This is a genomic window from Bacillus sp. FSL P4-0334 (genome assembly GCF_038004825.1).
Lineage (GTDB): Bacteria > Bacillota > Bacilli > Bacillales > Bacillaceae > Bacillus > Bacillus velezensis.
The window spans coordinates 3,354,845-3,377,189 of the sequence record NZ_JBBORX010000001.1; the positions used below are offsets into that span (position 1 = coordinate 3,354,845).

The 22,345-nt window shown below is 37.0% G+C and carries 26 protein-coding genes and 5 pseudogenes; 11 read left to right on the forward strand and 20 right to left on the reverse strand.

Features of this window, described 5'->3' with window-relative positions; translation table 11 throughout:
- Window positions 1-23: 23 nt before the first annotated feature.
- Window positions 24-554, reverse strand: a complete 531-nt coding sequence (locus NSQ37_RS16860; protein WP_223252743.1) for a hypothetical protein — start codon at window positions 552-554, stop codon at window positions 24-26.
- Window positions 555-769: 215 nt separating this feature from the next.
- Between NSQ37_RS16860 and NSQ37_RS16865 the strand changes: the two genes are divergently transcribed.
- Both NSQ37_RS16865 and NSQ37_RS16870 read left to right on the forward strand, forming a co-directional pair.
- Window positions 770-1,066 carry an acyltransferase family protein gene (locus NSQ37_RS16865; RefSeq protein ID WP_223252744.1) on the forward strand — a complete coding sequence of 99 codons (297 nt, stop codon included), beginning with the start codon at window positions 770-772 and terminating at the stop codon, window positions 1,064-1,066.
- Window positions 1,000-1,545, forward strand: a complete 546-nt coding sequence (locus NSQ37_RS16870) for an acyltransferase family protein (RefSeq protein ID WP_326132867.1) — start codon at window positions 1,000-1,002, stop codon at window positions 1,543-1,545. The genes NSQ37_RS16865 and NSQ37_RS16870 overlap by 67 nt, the downstream gene beginning before the upstream one ends.
- A 373-nt stretch (window positions 1,546-1,918) precedes the next feature.
- Here the strand turns inward: NSQ37_RS16870 and NSQ37_RS16875 are convergent, their stop codons facing one another.
- Both NSQ37_RS16875 and NSQ37_RS16880 read right to left on the reverse strand, forming a co-directional pair.
- Window positions 1,919-2,425: a hypothetical protein gene (locus NSQ37_RS16875; protein WP_232515833.1), complete on the reverse strand. Its 507-nt coding sequence runs from the start codon at window positions 2,423-2,425 to the stop codon at window positions 1,919-1,921.
- Window positions 2,426-2,483: 58 nt separating this feature from the next.
- On the reverse strand, window positions 2,484-3,368 hold the full coding sequence (locus NSQ37_RS16880) for an NADH dehydrogenase (RefSeq protein WP_076425323.1): 885 nt from the start codon (window positions 3,366-3,368) through the stop codon (window positions 2,484-2,486).
- Between the two features lie 628 nt (window positions 3,369-3,996).
- On the opposite strand from NSQ37_RS16880, the gene NSQ37_RS16885 reads away from it, so the two are divergent.
- From NSQ37_RS16885 to phrK, 3 genes are all read left to right on the forward strand, one after another.
- Window positions 3,997-4,275, forward strand: a complete 279-nt coding sequence (locus NSQ37_RS16885; RefSeq protein ID WP_080130242.1) for a hypothetical protein — start codon at window positions 3,997-3,999, stop codon at window positions 4,273-4,275.
- A gap of 150 nt (window positions 4,276-4,425) precedes the next feature.
- Window positions 4,426-5,541: a Rap family tetratricopeptide repeat protein gene (locus tag NSQ37_RS16890; RefSeq protein WP_064115743.1), complete on the forward strand. Its 1,116-nt coding sequence runs from the start codon at window positions 4,426-4,428 to the stop codon at window positions 5,539-5,541.
- Window positions 5,538-5,660, forward strand: coding sequence for a phosphatase RapK inhibitor PhrK (gene phrK, locus NSQ37_RS16895; RefSeq protein ID WP_016936664.1), 123 nt, complete (start codon window positions 5,538-5,540; stop codon window positions 5,658-5,660). The genes NSQ37_RS16890 and phrK overlap by 4 nt, the downstream gene beginning before the upstream one ends.
- Before the next feature lie 40 nt (window positions 5,661-5,700).
- On the opposite strand, the pseudogene NSQ37_RS16900 reads toward phrK, so the two are convergent.
- Window positions 5,701-5,821, reverse strand: a pseudogene (locus NSQ37_RS16900) (DNA polymerase); the annotation flags it as partial.
- A gap of 365 nt (window positions 5,822-6,186) precedes the next feature.
- On the opposite strand from NSQ37_RS16900, the pseudogene NSQ37_RS16905 reads away from it, so the two are divergent.
- A pseudogene (locus tag NSQ37_RS16905) lies at window positions 6,187-7,204 on the forward strand (hypothetical protein).
- A gap of 63 nt (window positions 7,205-7,267) precedes the next feature.
- On the opposite strand, the gene NSQ37_RS16910 reads toward NSQ37_RS16905, so the two are convergent.
- Genes NSQ37_RS16910 through NSQ37_RS16920 form a run of 3 tightly spaced genes read right to left on the reverse strand, consistent with a single transcriptional unit; the run spans window position 7,268 to window position 8,238 of the window.
- Complete coding sequence (locus NSQ37_RS16910) at window positions 7,268-7,627, reverse strand: hypothetical protein (protein WP_045926142.1); 360 nt, start codon at window positions 7,625-7,627, stop codon at window positions 7,268-7,270.
- Between the two features lie 5 nt (window positions 7,628-7,632).
- A complete protein-coding gene (locus tag NSQ37_RS16915) occupies window positions 7,633-7,986 on the reverse strand; it encodes a DUF4879 domain-containing protein (protein ID WP_080130244.1) in 354 nt (117 codons plus the stop codon).
- A complete protein-coding gene (locus NSQ37_RS16920) occupies window positions 7,987-8,238 on the reverse strand; it encodes a hypothetical protein (RefSeq protein ID WP_080130245.1) in 252 nt (83 codons plus the stop codon).
- A 69-nt stretch (window positions 8,239-8,307) separates the two neighbouring features.
- Here NSQ37_RS16920 and NSQ37_RS16925 point away from each other — a divergent pair, with 69 nt between their 5' ends.
- Window positions 8,308-8,421, forward strand: coding sequence for a putative holin-like toxin (locus NSQ37_RS16925; RefSeq protein ID WP_079891058.1), 114 nt, complete (start codon window positions 8,308-8,310; stop codon window positions 8,419-8,421).
- Window positions 8,422-8,649: 228 nt separating this feature from the next.
- Here NSQ37_RS16925 and NSQ37_RS16930 read toward each other — a convergent pair whose 3' ends face one another.
- The 5 genes and pseudogenes from NSQ37_RS16930 to NSQ37_RS16950 form a co-directional block, all read right to left on the reverse strand.
- Window positions 8,650-9,108: an SMI1/KNR4 family protein gene (locus tag NSQ37_RS16930; RefSeq protein WP_080130246.1), complete on the reverse strand. Its 459-nt coding sequence runs from the start codon at window positions 9,106-9,108 to the stop codon at window positions 8,650-8,652.
- A gap of 14 nt (window positions 9,109-9,122) precedes the next feature.
- Window positions 9,123-10,925, reverse strand: coding sequence for a T7SS effector LXG polymorphic toxin (locus tag NSQ37_RS16935; protein WP_098081512.1), 1,803 nt, complete (start codon window positions 10,923-10,925; stop codon window positions 9,123-9,125).
- A 97-nt stretch (window positions 10,926-11,022) separates the two neighbouring features.
- Window positions 11,023-11,580 (reverse strand): SMI1/KNR4 family protein, encoded by a 558-nt coding sequence (locus NSQ37_RS16940; protein WP_080130311.1) that lies wholly within the window; start codon window positions 11,578-11,580, stop codon window positions 11,023-11,025.
- A 49-nt stretch (window positions 11,581-11,629) separates the two neighbouring features.
- Window positions 11,630-11,841 (reverse strand): annotated as a pseudogene (locus NSQ37_RS16945) (SunI/YnzG family protein).
- A 90-nt stretch (window positions 11,842-11,931) separates the two neighbouring features.
- A complete protein-coding gene (locus tag NSQ37_RS16950; protein WP_253612905.1) occupies window positions 11,932-12,930 on the reverse strand; it encodes a DUF4238 domain-containing protein in 999 nt (332 codons plus the stop codon).
- Window positions 12,931-13,319: 389 nt separating this feature from the next.
- Between NSQ37_RS16950 and NSQ37_RS16955 the strand changes: the two genes are divergently transcribed.
- Window positions 13,320-14,231, forward strand: coding sequence for a thermonuclease family protein (locus NSQ37_RS16955; protein WP_080130248.1), 912 nt, complete (start codon window positions 13,320-13,322; stop codon window positions 14,229-14,231).
- A gap of 124 nt (window positions 14,232-14,355) precedes the next feature.
- On the opposite strand, the gene NSQ37_RS16960 is transcribed toward NSQ37_RS16955, so the two are convergent.
- Both NSQ37_RS16960 and NSQ37_RS16965 read right to left on the reverse strand, forming a co-directional pair.
- Window positions 14,356-14,676, reverse strand: coding sequence for a hypothetical protein (locus NSQ37_RS16960; RefSeq protein ID WP_060562820.1), 321 nt, complete (start codon window positions 14,674-14,676; stop codon window positions 14,356-14,358).
- 23 nt (window positions 14,677-14,699) lie between these two features.
- Entirely contained in the window at window positions 14,700-15,233 is a 534-nt protein-coding gene (locus tag NSQ37_RS16965; RefSeq protein WP_099566855.1) for a hypothetical protein, read from the reverse strand.
- Between the two features lie 818 nt (window positions 15,234-16,051).
- On the opposite strand from NSQ37_RS16965, the pseudogene NSQ37_RS16970 reads away from it, so the two are divergent.
- Window positions 16,052-17,736: pseudogene (locus NSQ37_RS16970) on the forward strand (recombinase family protein).
- Window positions 17,712-18,332 (forward strand): annotated as a pseudogene (locus tag NSQ37_RS16975) (polysaccharide biosynthesis protein); the annotation flags it as partial. The pseudogenes NSQ37_RS16970 and NSQ37_RS16975, both read left to right, overlap by 25 nt.
- 40 nt (window positions 18,333-18,372) lie before the next feature.
- Here the strand turns inward: NSQ37_RS16975 and msrB are convergent.
- Together msrB and msrA are read right to left on the reverse strand one after the other, a co-directional pair.
- Window positions 18,373-18,807 carry a peptide-methionine (R)-S-oxide reductase MsrB gene (msrB, locus tag NSQ37_RS16980; RefSeq protein WP_007409536.1) on the reverse strand — a complete coding sequence of 145 codons (435 nt, stop codon included), beginning with the start codon at window positions 18,805-18,807 and terminating at the stop codon, window positions 18,373-18,375.
- Window position 18,808: 1 nt separating this feature from the next.
- On the reverse strand, window positions 18,809-19,342 hold the full coding sequence (gene msrA / locus NSQ37_RS16985; RefSeq protein ID WP_220007348.1) for a peptide-methionine (S)-S-oxide reductase MsrA: 534 nt from the start codon (window positions 19,340-19,342) through the stop codon (window positions 18,809-18,811).
- A 128-nt stretch (window positions 19,343-19,470) separates the two neighbouring features.
- Between msrA and NSQ37_RS16990 the strand changes: the two genes are divergently transcribed.
- Entirely contained in the window at window positions 19,471-19,896 is a 426-nt protein-coding gene (locus NSQ37_RS16990) for a MarR family transcriptional regulator (RefSeq protein ID WP_003153639.1), read from the forward strand.
- Window positions 19,897-19,947: 51 nt separating this feature from the next.
- On the opposite strand, the gene NSQ37_RS16995 is transcribed toward NSQ37_RS16990, so the two are convergent.
- The 4 genes from NSQ37_RS16995 to NSQ37_RS17010 form a co-directional block, all read right to left on the reverse strand.
- Window positions 19,948-20,511, reverse strand: coding sequence for a YpmS family protein (locus NSQ37_RS16995; protein ID WP_007409535.1), 564 nt, complete (start codon window positions 20,509-20,511; stop codon window positions 19,948-19,950).
- Window positions 20,512-20,520: 9 nt separating this feature from the next.
- Window positions 20,521-21,276 (reverse strand): SGNH/GDSL hydrolase family protein, encoded by a 756-nt coding sequence (locus tag NSQ37_RS17000; RefSeq protein WP_341124283.1) that lies wholly within the window; start codon window positions 21,274-21,276, stop codon window positions 20,521-20,523.
- A gap of 77 nt (window positions 21,277-21,353) precedes the next feature.
- Entirely contained in the window at window positions 21,354-21,935 is a 582-nt protein-coding gene (locus NSQ37_RS17005; protein ID WP_025284891.1) for an SCO family protein, read from the reverse strand.
- Between the two features lie 98 nt (window positions 21,936-22,033).
- Entirely contained in the window at window positions 22,034-22,285 is a 252-nt protein-coding gene (locus tag NSQ37_RS17010) for a DUF2535 family protein (protein WP_007409532.1), read from the reverse strand.
- Between the last annotated feature and the right edge of the window lie 60 nt (window positions 22,286-22,345).

A 22,345-nucleotide genomic window follows, 5' to 3' on the forward strand; every position in this document is an offset into this window, starting at 1 on the left:
TATACCTTGACAATGTATTAAGCTTACCAATCAAATGAATCTTCATGTTCAAACCCATAAATACCTTTAATCCACACATCTCCGCAGCCTGGATTTTTTGTAATCTCTAACATATGATTACGATTAGCATCTCCCTCTACTCGATCTGTAGCAGTATAGTCGGCATAGTTCCCTACAAACTGTTTCTCACTACGTGGAAATACCCAGCCAGCAAGAGTTATCCTACTGATTTTCATATTTAGAGTACACCCTTCTGCATTGCTAATTGTGAATTTGTAGAAGAACCAAGTGCGATCATAATTCCGATCAAAATAATCTGCCATTGAAAAACTCTCTGAATCCTCACTCATGTGAAAATTCACATTTTTGTAGTCTAATGTAAGCTTCGCCTCAGCACTTGGTGTGTTAAAACTCAATATAAAACCAATGCAATGCAAATCACAACCAAAAAGATTAGCTTTTTCATTCCCTCTCCCCCTTTTCCAAATTATACTATATTTGAAATAAAGGTGAAAGAACAGGCAGAAGCTTCGTGATTTATCTGTATTCTTCATGATATAGCTAGATATACATGTATCTATGAATATCTACGTGTATTTATAAGTATCTACACCTCCCTATATCACACAAATACATCTTATTGAGAACAAAAATATTTATTTTAGTTCATTTTCAAGAACAAATCTTCCATTTTTATGATATAATCATCACTGCTTATAGGTAACCTTACTGCTTATTCGACATATGGTATAGGAAAGAGGTTCTTTTAATGAATGTAAAACACTCTAATTGTTTCTTTCTTGTCAGGCTTTTTGCTGCTCTTTGTGTGTTGATTGGTCATGCTACAAGAGATCTAAACATTTCTGTCTTTGGCTATACTCCAGGGAGTAAAGCAATATTTCACACCGGCATATCGATCTTCTTTTTTCTAAGCGCATTTTTTCTTTTCACTTCTTATGAGAGATACAAGCTTAAAGGAAATAATGTAACGGATTTTTATTGGAGCCGAATTATCAGGATCGCACCCGCAATTTACACCTATACTATTGCCTCACCATCCTGTTAATTGTTCTAGGAGCTCTTTCATTAACAGTATTCACTACTAAAGAGTACTGGTCATGGCTTCTTAGCAATTTTGTGTTATACCCTCAATACTTCCCTGACATATTCCATCACATTGGCACAGGTCGCCTTAACGATTCACTTTGGACAATTCCTGTTCAGATTAGCTTTTACCTGGTGTTACCCGCAATTTATTGGTTTTATAAATGCTTCGGATTCAAAAAAATGATTCTTTGTTCTTTTGCTGTTTCCGCTTTTAGTGTGCTGATTTCTTTCGTGGCTTTGAAGTTCTTGCCAGGTAATGTAATCGGCAGCCTATACTTACATTCTTTTTTGCCGCAGATGTTTTATTTCACCTTGGGCATCTTCTGGGCAAAGGCATGGAGTAAGTCACCGCGGCATATTGTTTTATTCTTATCTTCAATAATTTTATTTTTATTCTTTAAATTTGACCTTCTACATCTCTACATCTCAGCTCAATAAACAGCACATTATGGAACTTTTCATGGTTCGTCCCCCTAAGCTATGCAATCGTCTGGTTCGGTTACAATGGGCCGAAGATATTGTGGCAGCTGAACCGGTTAGATGATATCAGTATGGGGATTTTCATATGGCACATGGTGATCATCAACATCTTCTTATACACTGGAATTAATAAAACATTGTCTGATTACCCGCTGATCATAGCCCTAATTGCTGTTACTGCTGCATCCGCATTTCTTTCGTACAGAATAGTGGAAAAACCCGCTCTTAAATTACGTAATATCAAGAAAAACAAACCAGTCAAAGCAAGGATTGCGAGCTAACTGCAAGGGCTGTTCTTATGTAGGCAGCCCGATTCCCGTTGATGTTTTGTTCACCAATTCCAATCTCCAGTTGGCTTATACATAAGCTCAATATCAATATAGGTTTTATAATTACCCTTAGGAAATTTAACCAGAACAATCTCACCCTTTTTAGGAACAAAATCTACATCGTTCCTCCAAAATTTAATTGTTTTAGCTACTTCCTTAGTAATTGGTGTTGTGTGATAACCATAGCTTTCGGCTTGACTACTAGAGATCACGTTGCCTCTATAAACATATTCGTCTTGTCCATTACGTGATTGAATTTCCCTGGTTGTTAAATCATATGCGTAAATGTCATATTCCTTATTCTCTTCTCGGCTTAAATATTTGTCATTAAGCGCTTCACTTTCTTGACTTGAATCATTGTCATAATAACTTTTTCTTTCATTTTCATCATCGTGATTTTCCTCTAATTGAGTATCCACATAAACTTCTGTATTGTTGTTAAATTTACTACACTGAACTATAAGAAATACCCCGATAATACCCAAACATAAAATTATTAACTTTTTCATCACTTCTCCTTTAGTTTCTTCGTCATCCCTCATGCTGTTGTACATATTTTAAAGTAACTTAAATGATTTTTTTATCGATACAATGCATATCGAATCCTTGTTTTATAATTCTTGCCTTTCCATTTGCTGCAGACCAACTTTCACTTATCTTTTCAATAAAAGAAAAAAGTTTGTGCTCTAATTTTCCGGGCGTAATCTTCATAACATTGCGAAAGATTTTTCTATAGCGAAAACTTTCTTCAAACTCAATCATAAATTCATTTAATTGCTTATTCCAAGTGTCCAACTTTTGATCGTTGAGACTGTAGGAAGATCGTTTAAATGAGTAAGGCGGATCTATAGAATAGAGTGCTACGGGCATACCTTTGTAAAGGATTTCTGAATAGTATCGAGTATTTTTAACTCCCCAGCTAAGGTCATTCTCCTCAAAATACTTATTAATCTGTGATTCTAATTCTTTAAATCTTAAGTATGATTTATATAAGGAAGGATTCTTTCTTGCTCTAGTTACTTGAGCATAAATTGTTGGAGCTCCTGTTATCTTGGCCCAAATTGTACGGTGTGTTCCATCACCGTAAACAGCATAAAAGTCGTCATCTTCATAATGAATCAATTTCACTGGTGAGTGTTGATAATAAGTGTGGAATTCTTCTAGGCTTTGTTTTTTCAAGTATTCAAAAGCTTTTTCACATCGGCCGATGTCAATATTATCTGTACCGTTATAACATGCGTGATCAAACCAAGACACACCACTGGTTCCCCTGAACCCTAAACCCTTAATTTTTTTTAACGGAACATCCCGATATAGTTTTTCGCTCTTTCCGACTTTATCATAATACAATTCATATGGATACTCACTTATATTTGCGGTTTCCTTCATTTCCTTAATATGAAATTCAAATACACCCTTTTCAAGAAGCAATTTTTCAAGTTTATTTTTCAAATCTCTCCCCCCAAGCAGTCGGACGTCTAAATGTCATTGGCAACTCAAGCCTATAGGTGAATTTTACATTTTTTCTTTGCGATGATAAAGAATCGTTTTGAAAATCTAATTAAACTGCTGTTTTATCTTAATTTAAAGCCATTAAAATGTGATGATCAACGATCCAACAAGTTTCCCCCTCAAAACTTTTGCCATCACAGCTTGAAATTATCGGTCTGTCTCCGAAAGCTTTGGCATACGCAATCACATAATATTCAGCAGTGATATCTATCTTAGGGAGACCACCGCCTAAATAGCTCGGGGAGTTTATCTCCTCTTTTTTTCATTTTTAATTAATGATTATTGATCATGCAAATAGGATCTGGATATATCGGGAGCCCAATGCTTGAGAAGTCAGAATCTAACCATGAAGTGATCCCTTCTCCTCCTGAGACATGGACGATTAAATATTCTTTCTATAAGTTCAGCTTTTCAAATGATCAGGAATGCCACGTATCAATCAATGGTGGCGATCCTATCAATTTAAGAGCTGGACAAGGCTTTCAAATGGAAGCTCATGAATCACCTATCACAAGCTTCAAGATTTCTGAGTCAGGAATAACATATAACTTTTTGGGGGCGCGCATAAATGAGTTTCTTCAATCCGATTGTTAATGTCTCAATTGTCACTGGGAAGTCTGCTTATGATATTGCAGTGGACAATGGTTTTTCAGGAACTGTAGAGGAATGGTTAGCTTCATTAAAAGGTGAAAAAGGCGATACTGGAGCTACAGGTGCAACCGGGGTTAAAGGAGCTACTGGTGCTGCTGGTAAAGATGGAAAATCAGCATATGAATTAGCCGTTCAACAAGGTTTCTCAGGAACATTAGATGAATGGCTTGCCTTACTAAAAGCAACAGCAAACTGATCACGTACCCTTCTCTAACGAGGAGGGTATTTTTTTCGTTTTTTCAAATTAGAAAATCCCAAAATCTCTACATCCTTTTACAATTTTTTCAATGACTATGTTATGATTATCCCCAAAGGATTTTTGAAATTTTCAGAAAGAGGGGTTTGGATGAGCAAGATCGCTTCAGAAGTTGTTGCTACTACACTGAATGATTGGTACATTGCTATAAAGAAACAAAAGGTACATGAGTCAATAAAATATTACTCAGAGATTAAAAGCCTGTTCGATGATATGGAAGAGGATCAAGAAGTTCTTGCATATTACAGTTTATTAGAAGAAAGACACAAAATGTTGCTACACTCTTCACGCGGAGAGCCTTTACAAAAGCACACTTATTTCACTGAAGAGAATGAAAATTTCATAAAAAGAACGAACGATAAATTGGAATATAACTTTTATTTATTCGAAGCAATGTACGAGGCATACAACAAAAATTATGATCGAGCAATTAACTTATATGGATTAGCGGAGAAAAAGCTTGCAGAAATTCCGGATGAAATTGAAGCAGCTGAATTCTACTCCAAGGTCTCCTACTTATACACTCTTGTTAAACAAAGCATTGTGGCACAACACTACATCAAGAATGCAATTGCAATATATAAGCGACACCCTGATTATAAATGCAAACTGGCAACTTCAACAATGATTGCGGCTGCAAACTATTCCGATATGAAACGGTTTGAAGAGTCAGAAACATATTATTTAGAAGCAATAGACATTGCACAAGAAACAAAGGATGAATATTTGGAAGCTCAGTTATATCACAACCTTAGTATCGTGTATTCTGATTGGGACAAACCTGATAAGTGCATTAAATCTCTCGAAAAAGCTATTGGAAATGAATCTTGGATGAATTCAAATTATTATATAAATTCTTTATTCATGATGATTAAGGAACTATTTAAAATTGACGAAAAAATGAAAGCCATTAATTTTTACAATAAAGCACAGGAAAGACTCATATTAATGGAGAATAAGATATACGAAGCCAAAATTAGCATCCTATACAACCTATATTGTGGTGAATTAAAAAACAACTTCAATAATTGCATCCGTTATATTGAGTTTTTAAAACAACAAAATGACCTTGAAAGTGTAGATGAATTGTCCTACATAGCTGCAAAAAGGTTTGAATCAATAGGTGCTTTTGAAGAAGCAACAAGCTTTTTCAATGAAAAAATTTGGGCTGAACAGAAAATGAATCAGGTGGAGGGAATCTTATGAAAAAAATTGTGCTTTGCGTATCTATTTTAACTGTAATTTTAAGTGGGGTAGCTTTAACGCAATTGAGTACAGATTCACCATCTAACATCCAGGTAGCTGAAAGGCCAGTCGGAGGTTAAAAATTAATTTAGCCCTACTCATATGAGTGGGCTTTTTATTTTATGATTTGTGATCACCTGTCAAACCTGCTCTATGCAAAGCTGTGCCTCCAGGTGTATAAGAAACAGCTCGTAAGATCGCTTTTAGATCCGTATTTATTTCTTATCCAGTCCATAACAAAATTATGGAAGCATGGGCTGGAAAAGGGTAAGGAATTATCAGAACAACTGGAGTAAGCGATTCAAAAGCATAAGGGCGCAGATATCTATGATAAGGTAAAGGCTCAGACATATGCTAGTAGTAAAACAGGTAAGCCTTATTCAGTAGCTGCAACCAAAAAAGCACAAATAAATAGTATTGCTCTAAACTTGTGTGGCAAGCATACAAAAACACAAAAGGAACAGACCTAAACAGTAATGGAGAAGCACTTGTCACATCTGGATATTGACCGCTCATCAAAAACTGTCTGCTCCTAATCATTTAATTTACTTGCAGATTTATTCTGCAAGTGTCTTTTTATTTTATATAAAAGATAAGGAGCGTTATATGAAAAAGTCTTATGTTTTATATGGGATTTCAGGAGTTCTAATTGGTGCAATAGTTATATTGTTGATCAATGCATTCTTTATAAATAAAGGTGAACACTCTGTAAGTACTTCTAAAATTAATCCAACCGAGGATAAAATCTTTTTTATCTATTCAAATCCACTCATCAAGAAAAGCGTACTCATATCCACATCCCAAGGAGAAAAATTCAATAAACGATACTTTAAGGTACCGGATATACCCATATATCCAAAAAAAACCTTCTTCAGACGATATCGTCTTGTTAGCTGAACATGAACCATATTATTACACATTAAATAACAACACCATTAAGGAACATCAATTGTCCAATCCATTTGCTTTTTGGTATCAAGGAGAGGATGTTATCGTAAAAGCCTATAATGTCGACACCAATGGAAATGAACTGAAAGTAAATGATAAAAAGTTCAATAAAAAATATAGCCTGACTTTGCCTACCCTCGTAACCATGGGAGGAAGCGATAAGAGGTATATTTACATCATTCAAGGAATGTCTATGTACGTCATTGATAGAAAAAAAGAAGAAATTATAAAAACGATTGGATTAGCTTCCTATGGAGATGTATTTGATCACTCTGAAAAATATGTTGTGGCTAGCTCAGAAAATGAACTAACTGTAATCGAAAAAGGATCCTGGAAATCAAAATTCATAAAATATCCTGATGATCTTGAACAAGCGGACACTGTATATTACGACAAAAAAAGCAACAAATTTTACGTTACATATATTAACAAATCCCGATACACCTGCTTACTTGAGTACGGTCAAGATTTTTCTTTTGAAAAATTCGATTTACAATTTCCATATATGAATGCAAAGTTTAAAGATCAAAAACTTTATGTGATTTCACAAGAGGAAAACAAAAAAGGCATTGGTGGCTATATGGGGATTTTTGATATCCGTACTAAAAAGAAACTTAATGAATTTGATTTGCCTGAAGAAGAAACAAAAGTGCAGGACTTTATGGTTTTAGATTAAACATAAAGAATAGGTGCAAAGCAAAAAGCCCCTTCCTGTACGATAAGGGGCTTTGATTTTAAATTAAATAGATGTTTTATACGCGTTAATTGCTTGATTTCTCAAAAGCATATTATCTTTCGTAACCATTCCGAGATTGTATGCTTGTTTGATGATATCCAGCACTTGATTATCAGTTTCAGTTACAGCTCGTCCCCCAGTTATTCTGGACTTCCAGTAATCAAACTGGTGATTTAACTCTGAACTGCTTTTAAGGTTTTTATTATCAACTACTTTGCCATTCTCCAGCGCTTCTTTGAATTCAGTAAAACCAATTGAACATTGCTGATTCGAACTAATTCCTGCGCCTTCTGTCGCTAAACTGCAAAACGCTAAAAACTTCGGATCTTTCGTGATATTGTAAGAGTTATTTAGACCTTCCATAACATTCACCCTCTCTCGAATTTTACAACGTTGCTATAAATGATTTTCATGTTTTTCCCAAGACCTTCAACTTGAATCTCATTTGAAGGAAGTTCGTTCATTGGAATTTCAATGTATTTGTCCCATCCTATCACAACTTTGTTTTGTCCAAGTATAGGGTCATATTTGTATATGTTCGCTTCACCTTTGTATAACAAATTTCTCCCATCCTTTGCTTTAATGACGGTTGAATTTGTATAGCCCATAAAGCGAACCTTAATATGCAGCTTGTCACCTTTCAAAACATTTGTTGCATTTGGTTTGCTGCTTGTAATGGATTCCCAAGCAAATTTGTTGCCATCTGATGTGACGGAAAGAATCTAAAGACTGTAAAGCGGTACTGCTTCAACTGCTTTTGCTCTCGATGTGTGAATGGAAAACATCGTTGTAACAGCAAGAAGTGTAATTGTTACTAAACTAAGTACATTTTTCAATTCTTTAACCCCATTGGTATTATTCCACATGTTATTTATCGGTAATTCCAGCGAGATATTTAACTTAAATACAAAAAAAGAACCTGATTCTAACATGGTTCTTTTCGTTTTAGTAACTGAATGGGTTTTTAACGACATATAAATGATTCCTGTACATTAAGTATGCTTACTTAAGGGAGTCTTGCTCCCCCCTATAGAAAGGGGGTGATGCTTATGTCAACATTTCAGGCATTAATGTTAATGCTTGCATTCGGGTCGTTTATAATCGCCCTGTTGACGTATATAAATAAAAATAGACCTCCCTTAAGCCTCAGAACCTGAAGGGATGGGTCTACTAAGAAACCGCATCGAGTAAGCCTTTTGACGGGGTGTGATCAACACCATACTCTTTTATTTTATGCATTTCTTATTAAAGAAATACACTATAACCAGTTTATATTTTACAGTTTGATTATAACAGATTAAACGAAACCATTGGAATTATTTACAAAAAATTTATTTATTGGATAAAACCATTTTTTATAGATCACACAAGTGTAATACTTTTGCTTAAGCGTCCCAGTCTTCATCCTCAATCCAGTCGTCTTTCGCTTCTTCTAGTTCCTCTATTAAAAACTCTAGGAATGTGCTACTAACTTGTTTACCATATCCCTCTTGGTTATCCCAAAGAATGACGGGGCATTCACCATTTTTCATCTTGTTAGTATCAAGACAATAAGAAAATTCATCTACATATTCGATAACTACGAGACCATCAGAAAGGTTATAATACTTTTTATATTCATTGGTCTGTTCGACAACTTCAGCACCGTGAGAGTCATAACCGAGTATCATAGTCCCGTATGCTCCCCCTGAACCATACTCAGTTAAAAACCATTTATAGCTGTCTGGAAGAGTTACATTGAGATGCTCTTCTATTTCTCTAATCTGGTCTTCAGTGACTCCCCCCGTGAGAATTGAATTTTCTTTATTTTCATCAAAGAAAGTTTTTATTTTCGAATAATCCATTAAACTTTCACCTCTTATTCTTGGTTCTCAAATTGCTGAGCTCTCCATCTCCAATACCTTCTTCTGAAACTTTTATATTGTTTATCAAGTACTGGATCATTTCTAAAACTCTGTCCATTCCCTTTTAATCCATGCAAAACATCACTGTACTTATTATGCCAGCTTTCAGGTATCTCCAGCATAGTACCAGGCTCTTCTTGGATCAAATGATGCAAATTAATTTGGGTTCCATCTTTTGCATAAGGAGCATTACCATTTTTCATTAGTTGAAGATTCGTAAGGCCTTTACGATTTTTTTGATTAAGATCAATATCTTTCATTGTATATACCCTACGGCTTACATCTCTAATTTTCCCTTTTGTTTTTACTTTGCCATCTATTTCATAGGCCTCATACTTCTCTTTATTTAACCAAGGGACTTTTACTTTCTGACCAGTAAATGGCTTTCTCGTTCCATCCGGGATTTTCTTTGCATTGGTCAAAAGTTCATTTTTAAGGTTTTGGCTGTCAACCACATTGTATGGTACGTTATCGGCCAAGGCAAGATCATACTTAGAGTTATAAGGAAGCAAATCTGCAATCTTAACATCTTTAATTTTCTTCCCTGCCTGTCCTGCCTTGTTTATGACCTTCCCCGCCGCATCAGCTTTGTTAACGGCTCCCGCGCCTTTCGTTCCGACGACAGCCACAGCTGCTGAACCGACCGCATATGTCACCCATCTTGATCTGGAATACGCATCTCCATTTACCATATCTTTTTGATACGATTCCTCAATAGCTGTTGAAATGGCATTATACGTGTTAATTGGATGAGCAACTGCCCCTATGATACCTTCAACAACTTCATCAGGCTTGCTGATCAGCTGCCATAAACCTGTTACCGTGTCTTTCCCGACATCATAAAGACCGACGCCGGCTCCTTTTAAAATATCCCAAGTTACTTCTCCGGCTTCTTCCAGCTGTTTTGCTTGTTCAAGCTGCGTCACATACTGTTGCTGGGAAGGTTCAAGGTTTTCATAGCCGATCTTCTTAGCAATCTCCAAGTATTCATCAGGATCAGTTACTCCATCAGCGAGCTTTTTCTTAAGATCCTTGATTTTCCGCTCTTTCGCTTCTTCCTTTTTAATTGTCAGGTAAGCGTCTGAATGTCTTGCAATCTCGCCTTTTTTCTTATGTATGTCACTTTCTCTGTACGCCTTGGCGTTATAGTGAAGCGGAGTGGCGTTTTTTCCTTGGCCTGTTGCATTTTGGAGCTGCTGAAAGTCGGCCTGGATGAACTGTTCGTTCGCTTCTGTTTCGGCGTATTCTTTCGTTAGATCGTGATCAAGCTTGCCGAGTTTATGTATGGTATCGTCCCGTTTTTTGTCTGCTGATTCCAGCTTTTGATCGACACCCTCTGTTGAAAAAACCTGCATAGGGACAATATCGCTTATCTCGTTAAGAATATCCCTCATTTCATTCCGCTGCTCTTGCATGATGGCTTTTGATTTATTCTTCGCATGAATCAACTCATGTTCTAAAAATGACTCTTCCACAAACGAATCGGCTAATCCCGCATCAGATACTTTTCCAGAAATACTGTTAAGAAACGCAATCTTCATATCTATTAGATCAAGCCAGCTGTCAGTAACACCTGCATGATCTTGGAAGAATGCTTTGATGTTATCAGCACCTTTACCTGAAAACTCACTGTCATCTAAGTCAGCCATTCCCTGAAAAGCTTTTCTGAGATTGATAAATTGTTCTCTAATCTGATCATATTCTTTTGCTCGCTTTTCCGCTGCTGAGATTAACGAGGATGCTTCAAATACCTTCATATCTGTCTCCTTCCCACTTATTTCATCTAAATTTTACCATAGCTTTATTATTTGATTAACAGAAAAAGACAGTCCGTTCCGACTGTCATACACAGTTTTATCTCGTCCTGTAATAATTTTCAGCTGTATAGTATTTCCAGTCCCAAAAAGCATCCCCGTTCGACATAATATATCGGTCTAAAAATATTTCAAAGTTTAAATTTAATGGATTATATTCTGAACCACTTTCAAATATAAATAGATAATTAGGATCACCTTGATTCACTCTATCCTTGTCGATCATTAAATGACATTCTTCCAACAGGTAGCCAACAGGTATTCCATTGATACCTTCAAACAAAAGCTCGTATTTTAGTTCTTCTTCTATTTCTTCAAGGCTAAATAGATGAAGTCCTCTTCCAATATTCTCACCCTCTGAAAGAATTTCGAAAATTTTCGCACCATTATGCTGAGAAATAAACTTCAGGTAATCATCAGGAAGAGTGAATTTATGATTCGACTGAAAGTTTTGGATTTCACTAAGAGACGCTTTGTTTGGAGAAAAAGTCACAAGGCTCTCTATAATATATCCCTCAGAACAAAACAATTTAATAGCCCCTTTTTCATCTAAAAGACTTTTCAAACCATTGATAGTCTTATGGACAAAGTTAGTCAATAAAAACACCCCCATACTCCTCAGAATAATTACTGAGGATACGAATTTGTTAATCAGTAACAATTTTATTCATAATTGAAGCAGCACTTGTGGTGAACAAAATGTAAGTGTTATTTGCTGTTTTAATTACTATCCTATCCGTAGAGCCAGAAGGAAACTCTATCCTAACTCTATCCTTACTGCGCTTTTCTCCCCTCCCCCATAGTTAGGCTCAAGAAATACATCGTTATTTGATTGGAAATGGATTTTTAATTTTGAAATAAATTGTTAAGTAAGAATGTAGTGTTAATCTTGATGACGAAAAAGGGAATTCGTCCGTGAAATTAAAAATAATTATGACCAAAGATATCTTTATCGTTGATTTTCAAAATTAGCTCTAGTATTCTTCATATATTCTCTGATAATTGGTGATTCCATTCTTTGTAACCCTCCCATATGTCGAGGAAGAACTAAGCTTTTTGCAAATCTAGAATCAGTAATCCACGGAAGATTAATTTTTTTGGTAACTCTATTGTGTGAGAGACTTATTATTTGGTTATTATCCTCTGATGAATGGTAAAATTTAACTTCTTTATCTAGTTCATTAATTTTGGAAGTATTCCTATTTTTATTATGAATTTTTCTAATATAGTCTTCTTTTATTCTCTGATTAAAGAAAGTATTATTATAAGAATTTAAATAGAACAGCTCATTTAAATAATCTATTTCTCGGGCTCTTTTTAATGTTAGAATACCATTTTCTTCCCCTGGAATATCATATGCTACACTATCGTAAAAGAGTAAACAGTGCTGGGGAGATATTGGGAGGAACAACTGTAGCCCTCTAGTAACAAGGCCAAAGCCCCTTCCATAATAATTCCTTCCAATATAAAATGAGTTGTAACGAACTAATGGATTATCTGATGTTATGAACTGTCTTGATGTTTTCTGTAATATCAAGATAGGTTCCAAATCATAAATTAGCGGGGAACTTTCTAAAGCAATACCTATAATATTATTAGCAGGTTGATTTATCTTGATTTCAAATTGTTCTAAATCTACTTCTTTAAAATTAGGGTGTCCCTTAATCATTGTTTTAATCAGTTTATCAGCTGCATTTTCTGCTGAGTCAGCACTCCTTAAATTTCTTCCCTCACTAACTAATAAAAAAGTAAGTAGATGTTCATAATCTTCTATTTCATTAACAAAGTGTATGATACTGTTCGTGTCTATAATTTTCTTTAAAATTCTCGCGGCTTTTCTTTCAATCTCTTTATCTAAAAAATCCTCAACTACTTTGTCGTCACCGTAGAAATTGTTTCTTTGGCACATATCTTTAATCGAAGCATTTTGGATGTATAATGAATTCATGATATTAAATGTGCTAATTGATTTGTCAGTTTCAGAAAAATTCTCAAATAAAATTTCGGAACATAGTGCTGTCTATTTTTTTGTCCCATACTTGCTCCTCCCATATCCCTTTACTGGACAATTTTACTCCACCTATTATTTGAATTTTAATTACCCTTTTATTGAATAACAAACCTCTAATATATCCGAAGGTACAAACACTTAATTAAGTTCCATTTGATTTTCCGACTTTAAAAACCCAATAATACTTTCTTCAACTTCATTCCCCCTTTTAGAATGTTTGTTCTCTAATTATATCGGTAAACCATCAATAATTATAATCCTGTATCTAATTATTGTTTCTAAATTTAATTTTCCCAAAATATAATCACATCTCTGTTTAAGTTTTGTTGGGGTATGTTAAAACTTTACTGGGTTCAGGATTCACTTTGAGCTTATCATTGGCAGCCTGCAGCTCAAATGATTCTGAAAAAGTAAGCACAGAAAAAGAAACGTCACAAGCGTCTACGGATGTAGAAAAGAAAACAGAACAAAAGGAAGCTGCTAAAGAAAAAACTGCTGACAAATCTAAGAAAAAAGACAAAAAAGAATTGGTCGATGTTAAATTAGATAGAGCAGTTGATGGTTACACAATTAAAGTTAACTACAACGGAAATGTAGACACAGTCTGCTACTTGCTTATTGATACACCTGAGACGAAGAAACCAAATTCTTGTGTTCAGCCACATGGTGAGGATTCATCTAAGCGAAATAAAGAATTGGTCAATAGCGGTAAGCTACAGCTTGAATTTGATAAAGGTGACCGCAGAGATAAGTATGGAAGACTGTTAGCTTACGTTTATGCAGATGGCAAATCAGTACAAGAAACACTGCTTAAAGAAGGATTAGCACGAGTAGCTTATGTATATGAGCCAAACACGAAGTATTTAGACACGTATAAGAAAGATGAGCAAGCTGCGAAAGATAAAGACTTGAAGATTTGGAGTAAGAATGGATATGCGACTGATAAAGGATTTAATGGCTGCGTAACGAAACCGAAGAAATCAGTAAGTGTATCTAAGCCGGCTCAAAAGTCAGTTGCAACACACCAATCCGAGACACATAAATCGAACTCAAGCGGTTCAGCATCAAGCAGCTCTTCTAACTCTGCACAAGCCTCCCCTTCTGCTGGAGGAACAGAACACTTTGCAAACTGCACAGAGCTGAGAAAGAAATATCCGCATGGAGTACCAAGCACTCACCCTGCTTATACATCTAAGATGGATCGGGATAATGACAACTTTGCATGTGAGAAGAATTAATTATTTTGAAGTCCTCTGAGGCTTCTTTTTTTATTTGGATACATTCAAAACCACTGAGCGTGTGAGGGACTCTGTGGCCTATAGTGGCTGATTAAACCCCTATGATACATCAATTAGGATTTTATCAAAACTTTTCTTTTAAAGATAACATCATCTCTGTCTCAAATAATACCTGAAGCAGTTCATCTATATTAATTTCGTTCTGCTTGTAATTATTCTTTTCATAAGTACGAATAATTTCTTCATATTCTGATCGATTATCTCCTTTAATGGAGCTAATTCCAAGCTCTTCACCGTATCGGTTAATGAATAGTTGTTTATTCATTTCTTTCGCTTTATCATTTTCATAATTACAAAATGCACCTGACAACTGGACGAGAAAAGTTTCATCTTTAGAATTTAAGTTATTTTCGTTACACCAGTCTACAAAACGATTTCCAGTCATGTTATCACCTTTAATTTTAGTATTTAAAGAACAAGATAATCTGCAGCAAGGATGATATATTCTACTGCCATGCCAATTGTTTCAGCAACTCCTGCGCCAACTGCACCTTTAATAGCTGGCGGGATTTGTTTTCTTGCCATAGCAGCAACCTCTTTAGGAGCTCCGGTTATATCTTCGAGAACCTTACAAATTTTGTTTGTGTTTTTAATAATCTTGTTTACCGTGGACTTTCCAAACATTGTACCTAAAATGTCTTTTGCCCAAGCATTATTCGCTAGTCCTCTAATAACCTTAATCGCTTCTTTAGCTGCGGCGCTTTTAGCTCCCATAGTACTCATTTGATCTTGTGAGTTACCATTTTCGAGACCTTTTAATTCTTCAGCAGCATTTAAAATGCCTTTTTCTTTAACTGGTGGGACTGAGTATTCTTTAGCTAGTTTTTGAAGCTCGGTAGGATTATAAGTAAATTGCACGTCCTGTTTAGAAACACTTGCTTTTTGCACTTCTGAGGCCGAAGCTCCAACAGTAGGGATGGCTATAACGGCTGCAAGCACCATCAAAAGAATTTTATTTAAACTCTCCTTTATCCCTAATTTTATTGTTCAACACATTGACCACAATACCATAAAATACTAATATTTTTTCCTGTTTTTATAATATTAGTTTAAAAAAGGCAAGGAAGTCCTGCATTTGAAACTGTTCAGAAATCACTACGGTGATCAAATATTCATTCACAATTTAAGATATTTTTACTACATAAAAAAGACTGTTCTCAAAAACAGTCTTAGATGTTTTTAGAATTAACGTATCCGTTAATTTCCTTAATTCTTATTCTGATTTTTAAACGCCAAGTGCTCAATTCCTTGATCCTTAAAAACTTGACGGATGTAGGGAGGTGAATAACCATATTTCCGGCCAATTTCTTTTAGACTCATTTTTTTGTTGAAATGCAGATCGTATAACAGATCAAAGTCCTTTGCTCTCCTCCTCTTTGACAATTCAGGATAAGAAAGCTTGTCCACTTTTTTCGCCTTAAAAAAAGATTCAGAATACCCCAGTCTGGAATATTAAGCTCCTTTGATATTTCCCCCATCGTTTTAAGTTCTTTGTTTATGGATAAAACCATTATTTTATTTAGTGTTCAAGTTATAGTTGCTCATAAGCGCTGCCATATGAGGATTAAATGAACAAAATAAAAACCCTGTTAATTACAGTCGGCGTTTAATTAAAAAATGAATACGATTAGAATAGATCAATATTCAAACAATACAATCCTTACAATATATTACGTTATTTTCGTATTCAATGTCAGACAGCATATTGTATGAATACTTCTGTTTTTACAGCAAATACAATAAAGAGGAGGTGCTGATTTTTGGAGTTAAAAAACATCGTTCATTCTTACAACATTACAAATATTTTGGGTTATCTTAGACGCTCTCGTCAGGATATGGAGCGAGAAAAAAGAACAGGCGAAGATACGCTAACAGAACAAAAAGAACTCATGAATAAAATACTGAAGTCGATTGAAATCCCCTATGAATTAAAAATGGAAATCGGGTCAGGAGAAAGCATTGAGGGCCGCCCTGTTTTTAAAGAATGTCTTAAAGACCTCGAGGAAGGCAAGTACCAGGCAATTGCTGTTAAAGAAATAACAAGACTCAGCCGCGGGAGCTACAGTGATGCGGGACAAATTGTTAACCTTCTTCAAAGCAAGCGATTGATTATCATTACACCATATAAAGTTTATGACCCTCGAAACCCTGCAGACATGCGTCAGATTCGTTTTGAATTGTTTATGGCCAGAGAAGAATTTGAAATGACCAGAGAGCGTATGACAGGCGCTAAATACACATATGCGGCACAAGGGAAATGGATTTCCGGACTAGCGCCTTATGGATACCGGTTAAACAAAAAAACATCCAAACTAGTCCCAGTCGAAGAAAAAGCAAAAGTCGTTCAATTCATCTTTAACATCTTTTTAAATGGGTTGAATGGAAAAGATTATAGTTATACAGCGATTGCTTCTCACTTAACAAAATTACAAATACCGACTCCATCAGGAAAAAAGCGCTGGAATCAATACACAATTAAAGCAATTCTGCAAAACGAAGCGTATATCGGAACTGTTAAATATAAGGTTAGAGAAAAAACAAAAGACGGTAAACGAACAATTAGACCTGAAAAGGAACAAATTGTAGTATCGGATGCACATGCCCCTATAATAGATCAAGAACAATTTCAACAATCACAAGATAAAATTGCAAACAAAGTCCCCCTGCTGCCTAATAAAAATGCATTGGAATTAAGTGAATTGGCAGGCGTATGCACTTGTTCTAAATGCGGTGAACCATTATCTAAATACGAAACTAGACGAACGCGAGAAAACAAAAACGGCACGAAAAGTGTGTATCACGTTAAATCACTCACTTGCAAAAAGAATAAATGCACTTATGTAAGATATAACGATGTTGAAAATGCCATTTTGGATTACCTCTCTTCTTTAAGCAACTTAGATAATAAGACTTTAACAAAACATATCACTTCAATGATTTCTAAATACGAAGACGTAAATAGTAATGTGAAAACAAAAAAGCAAATGTCTGAACATCTTTCACAAAAAGAACAAGAGTTAATAAATAAAGAGAATTTTATCTTCGAGAAATATGAGAGCGGCATTTACACTGATGAACTTTTTTTGAAAAGAAAAGCTGTTTTAGATGAAGAATTTAAAGAACTCCAGATTGCCAAGCATGAGCTCAATGGAACTCAAGAAGCGCAATCAGAAATAGACAGTAATACAGTCAGAAACAACATAAATAGGATAATTGATCAATATCACATTGAATCAAGCACAGAGAAAAAGAACGCGCTATTAAGAATGGTCTTCAAAGAAGTTATCGTTACGATGACACAAAAAAGAAAAGGGCCAATTCCGGCTCAGTTTGAAATTATCCCTATCCTAAGGTTTAATTTTTCGTTATCGACCTCACCGTCACTGATAGTCCCTCAAAATACAGTAAATATCTTAAAAAACCGATAAAGCCGTTTCCCCGGTAAACACAATGGGAGCTACGAAGCTGTTGTCCGAAAAGCTGTTTCATCAGGCGAATCATCATGTTCAAAACCGCGGTACGGTATTTTGTTCGGTCCGCTTCGGCAATGTTCTAGGTTCACGCGGTTCCGTTATTCCTATTTTATTTGAGCAGTTGATGGCAGGCGGTCCGCTCACCATTACGGATAAAAACATGACGAGGTTTTTTATGTCGATTGATGACGCCGCAACGCTCACCCTGCAATCTGCGGCGATTACAAAGGGCGGAGAAACGTTTATTTTTAAAATGGAGTCCCTGAGGCTTGAAGAACTGCTTCACGGATTTGAAGAATATGCGTTCCGGCATGGACTGCCGCGGCCAGCCGCTGTTGAAGTGGGAAAACGCCCCGGTGAGAAGCTTCATGAAGAACTGACCTCTCCTCATGAGACGGACTCTTTATATGAATGGGGCAATCTTTACGCGATATTGCCCGACCCCGCCAAACATCCGGAATTTCGGAAGGTCAATCTCCCCAGATATCAATCCGATCAGGCGCCGCTCATCACAAAAGACACAATCGTAAAGATTATTGAACGATTACATGAAGAAAAAAAAACATAGAAAAAAGGCCTGTCTGATAGGCAGGCCTCATTGCTGAGCTCTATTTTTCAAATAAATGCAGGCAGGCTTCATAGCCCTCTTCCTTCAGCTTGTCTTTCGGAATAAACCGGAGTGCCGCAGAGTTAATGCAATAACGGAGACCGCTTGGCCCCGGACCGTCATTAAATACGTGGCCTAAGTGGGAATCCGCTGTTTTGCTTCTCACTTCCGTCCGGATCATCCCGTGGCTTGTGTCCAGTTTTTCGTCAACCTCTTCTTCCTCAATCGGTTTTGTAAAACTGGGCCAGCCGCAATGAGAATCGAATTTATCCAGAGAAGTAAACAAGGGCTTTCCCGATACGATATCAACATACAGCCCCTCTTCTTTGTGATCCCAGAATTCATTTTGAAACGGCGGCTCCGTTCCGTTATTTTGTGTGACTTCATATTGCATGCGGTTTAATGATTTGATTTTTTCTTCTTTATTAAAAGCCATCTTATCTGTCCCTCCAATGCTCATCCAGAAAGCCTTGACGTCCGGAACCTACACGGTAGCGCCTGTAGTGATCAGGATTTTTCTTATAAAAGTGCTGATGATAGCCTTCCGCTTCATAAAAAGGCTCAGCCTTCAAAATGTCTGTCACGATCGGCTTTTTAAATATGCCGCTTTCTTCAAGCTGTTTTTTTGAGGCTTCAGCGATTTGTTTTTGTTCATCATTATGGTAATATATCGCCGCCCGATATGAACTTCCGCGGTCTGCAAACTGGCCGCCTGCATCAGTCGGGTCGATCTGCTGCCAAAACAGCTCGACAAGCTTTTCATACGGATAAATGTCAGGTTGAAATGTGATTTGAACGGCTTCTCTGTGTCCGGTCGTTTCACTGCACACTTCTTCGTAAGTCGGATTCTCAGTATGACCTCCTGTATAGCCGGACACCACCTTTTCAATCCCGGGCTGTTCGTCAAACGGCTTCACCATGCACCAAAAACAGCCGCCTGCAAATGTGGCGATTTCTTTTTTTTCTGACATACGGGTGCCCTCCTTTGTTCATACGTGGTATTATTATATTATAGCATGTATAAACAGAATAAAAATAATTCTGCTTTCAGGGGAAGCTAAACGAATGCCACGCTGACTACATATTGGAGGTTCATGATTTGAAAGTAAGGACACAAATGATGTATGATATGGAAGCTTTGCTTCGAAAAGTGTTTAAACAAATCAGAAATGAAGTTAATGAAATTCTAGATAAAGAGCTGTCCAGGAACGAATTCACCATTTTGCGGATTCTCAGTGAACAAGGGCCTAAAAAAGTAACGGAATTCGCCCCCATTCTTGAGGTCTCCGCAAGCCATATTACCGCAGTGACCGACGCTTTAGTAGAAAAGGAATGGATCACCCGCATCCGTTCTAAAGAGGACAGGCGAATTATCAGAATCCATATTACGGAAGCCGGGGAGAAAATTGTCGATCATTTCAACCAGAAAAAAACAGAATACTTTTTTAAACGGTTTGACTGCTACTCTGATGAAGAGCTCGCAACGTTAATCAAACTATTCAGCAAGCTGGACAAAAAACGCTGACACGAAAAAACACAAATCCCTGAAAGGATCTGTGTTTTTTTTTATGAAAACTTATTGTTTCGGATGATAATAGGAAAATTCAATTTCATCCGTGTCGAGATTGATTTTATCCGCTTTTACATACATGCCGTTGTCTAAAGGCATTTCCGACAGACGGATCTCGATGCTTTTATCCCCGGAATGAACGTGCACAAATGACGGGAGTTCATAAAAGCTGTCCATATAATTCAGCACAAAGCTGATCGGCAGGCTTAATTCGCCTAAGGAAAACTTCGTCACTTTCAACATCACATCTCCGTTCTCCTGTACGGACGGTTCAAATGTGACGACCGCGTTAATGGAGGTTGAGAATGCTTTGATTTTACCTGCCACGTGCACATCGTTATTGATGTCCACTTTGTAGTCAAGCTGATTCGATGCCTTCTCTTTTAAGTACGCATTCACAAACCTGGCAAGAGATTCTTTCGAGCTCGTGATATGAAAGCCGTACTCACTTTTTGTCTGATCTTGTATTTTCGCCTGCTCTCCCGGCATAACCAATAATGTCACAATTACCGCGGCGGCAATCACATTGAGTGCGAGAAGAACAAAAAACAGCGATTTCCACTTTTTCATCATTTCACCCTATTCTGCTGGTAACCCTTGTTTTTCAATGATGCCGTACAATCGATCGGCGATGAGTGCATACCCTTTTGCGTTCGGATGAAAATCATCATCCTTTGAAATCCGTCTGCTGCCGCTTTTTTGACTGAACAAGTCTTCAACATTCACCGCAGCGGCGTGGGGATCTTTTTCCAGCTCTTTTGCGGCGATCTTGTTCCAATCCGTTACAACCCCATTAATTTCTTTCAATTCAGGCAGCGTAAACGTGAATGGATTATACATGCTGACATACACCAGCTCTGCGTTTTCATTATATTTGCGGATTTTTGAAACGATCGCCTTGAATCGTTTTTCAAAAGGTTTCTCTTCCTTTTGGAACGGCTGAACCGTCAGCTGCATCATATTCTGGCGGAGCACCTTCATTAAGTCATTGCCGCCAATGGTAAAAAAGATATAGTCGGCGCTCTTTAATGATTTCTGAACTTTTTTATTATCAAGCTTTTCCAGCAGGTCCGACGTTTTGTCACCCTGCACCGCATAATTTTTAATATCTACCGTTTTCACATGTCCCTTTTTCTTAAGAGACTCCGCTGCCCTGCCGACGTATCCTGAACCGTCAGGATCTCCTACTCCTTCAGTCAATGAATCACCGACCGCAGCTATGACAATATGATCTTTCGTTTTCGGTTCTTCAGCGTTTGAACCGGTGCGCTGGACAGAACAAGCTGATAAAAGCAAGGCCAGTCCGGCGATCAATGAGAACATTCGCAGCTTCAATCTAGTTGCTCCTTCCCCGTCTACTAGTGGAAAGTGTAACATGTTTTTTCAGATTTGAAAATGTCTAATCTGCCAGTTTACTTGAGCTCCTCAGCCGCTTTGACATCTGACAGGATATCATCATACGGAACTTTCTGCACGCCGTCATAATCTTTAAGCACCTTGCCGTCAGGTCCGACTAAATAAAAAGAGGTTTGATGTATGACCTGGTCCTCTCCCTCCGGCTTTTTGACGATTGCTTTAAAGCTGTTCAGCGCAAAATCTTCAATGTCCTTTTGGCTGTAACCGGTCAGAAAATCCCAGTTGCGAAGCGAAAGCGGATATTTGGAAGCAAAGGCTTTCAGCTGTTTCGGCGTATCCTTTTCAGGATCTACACTGAACGACACAATCCGCACGTCCAGATTCTCAGCCTTCAGTTTTTTTTGCAGTTCGGTCATGTGGGCCGTCATCGGCGGACAGACCGTATTACAATTTGTAAACATAAAGTCGGCAATCCAGACATGCCCCTTCAGGCTTTTCAGTGACACTGTTTTTCCATCTTGGTTTTGATATGAAAACGGTTCAATCTGATAGTTCAGCGGGTCTTTTATCGTTTTCCCCCCGCAGGCGCACAAGAGCAGCAAACAAAAGACGGCAGCGAAGATTTTCATTTTTTTCATTTCCATTCCCCCCATGGATAAAACGCTTACAGCATTCATCATAAAAAAATTCCCGCACCCTCCCTTATCAAAAGGAAGGCGCTAAGGAATATGCACCGTTATGCGTTATGTTTTAAAATCTCTTGGTTGAAAACGGCCTCGTAATCTTTCCACTTCATACGGCGCTTGACATATTGTCGGAATGAATACACTGTTCTCACACTTTGTGAAGCAAAAACCTCTCTCAAATAAAGCTCAAGGTGCTGATGAATTTGAAAAAAATAATGTTCACCTTCCGTGACAACCGGTATTTCTGTCACTTTTACCTGAATCCCGTCCTGTCGTTTGAACTCTAGGCTTTTGAGTAACAAGATATCAATCCTTCTTTTTCGATTGTTTTCTTTTTATTATATACAATCTGAGAAAGCGTG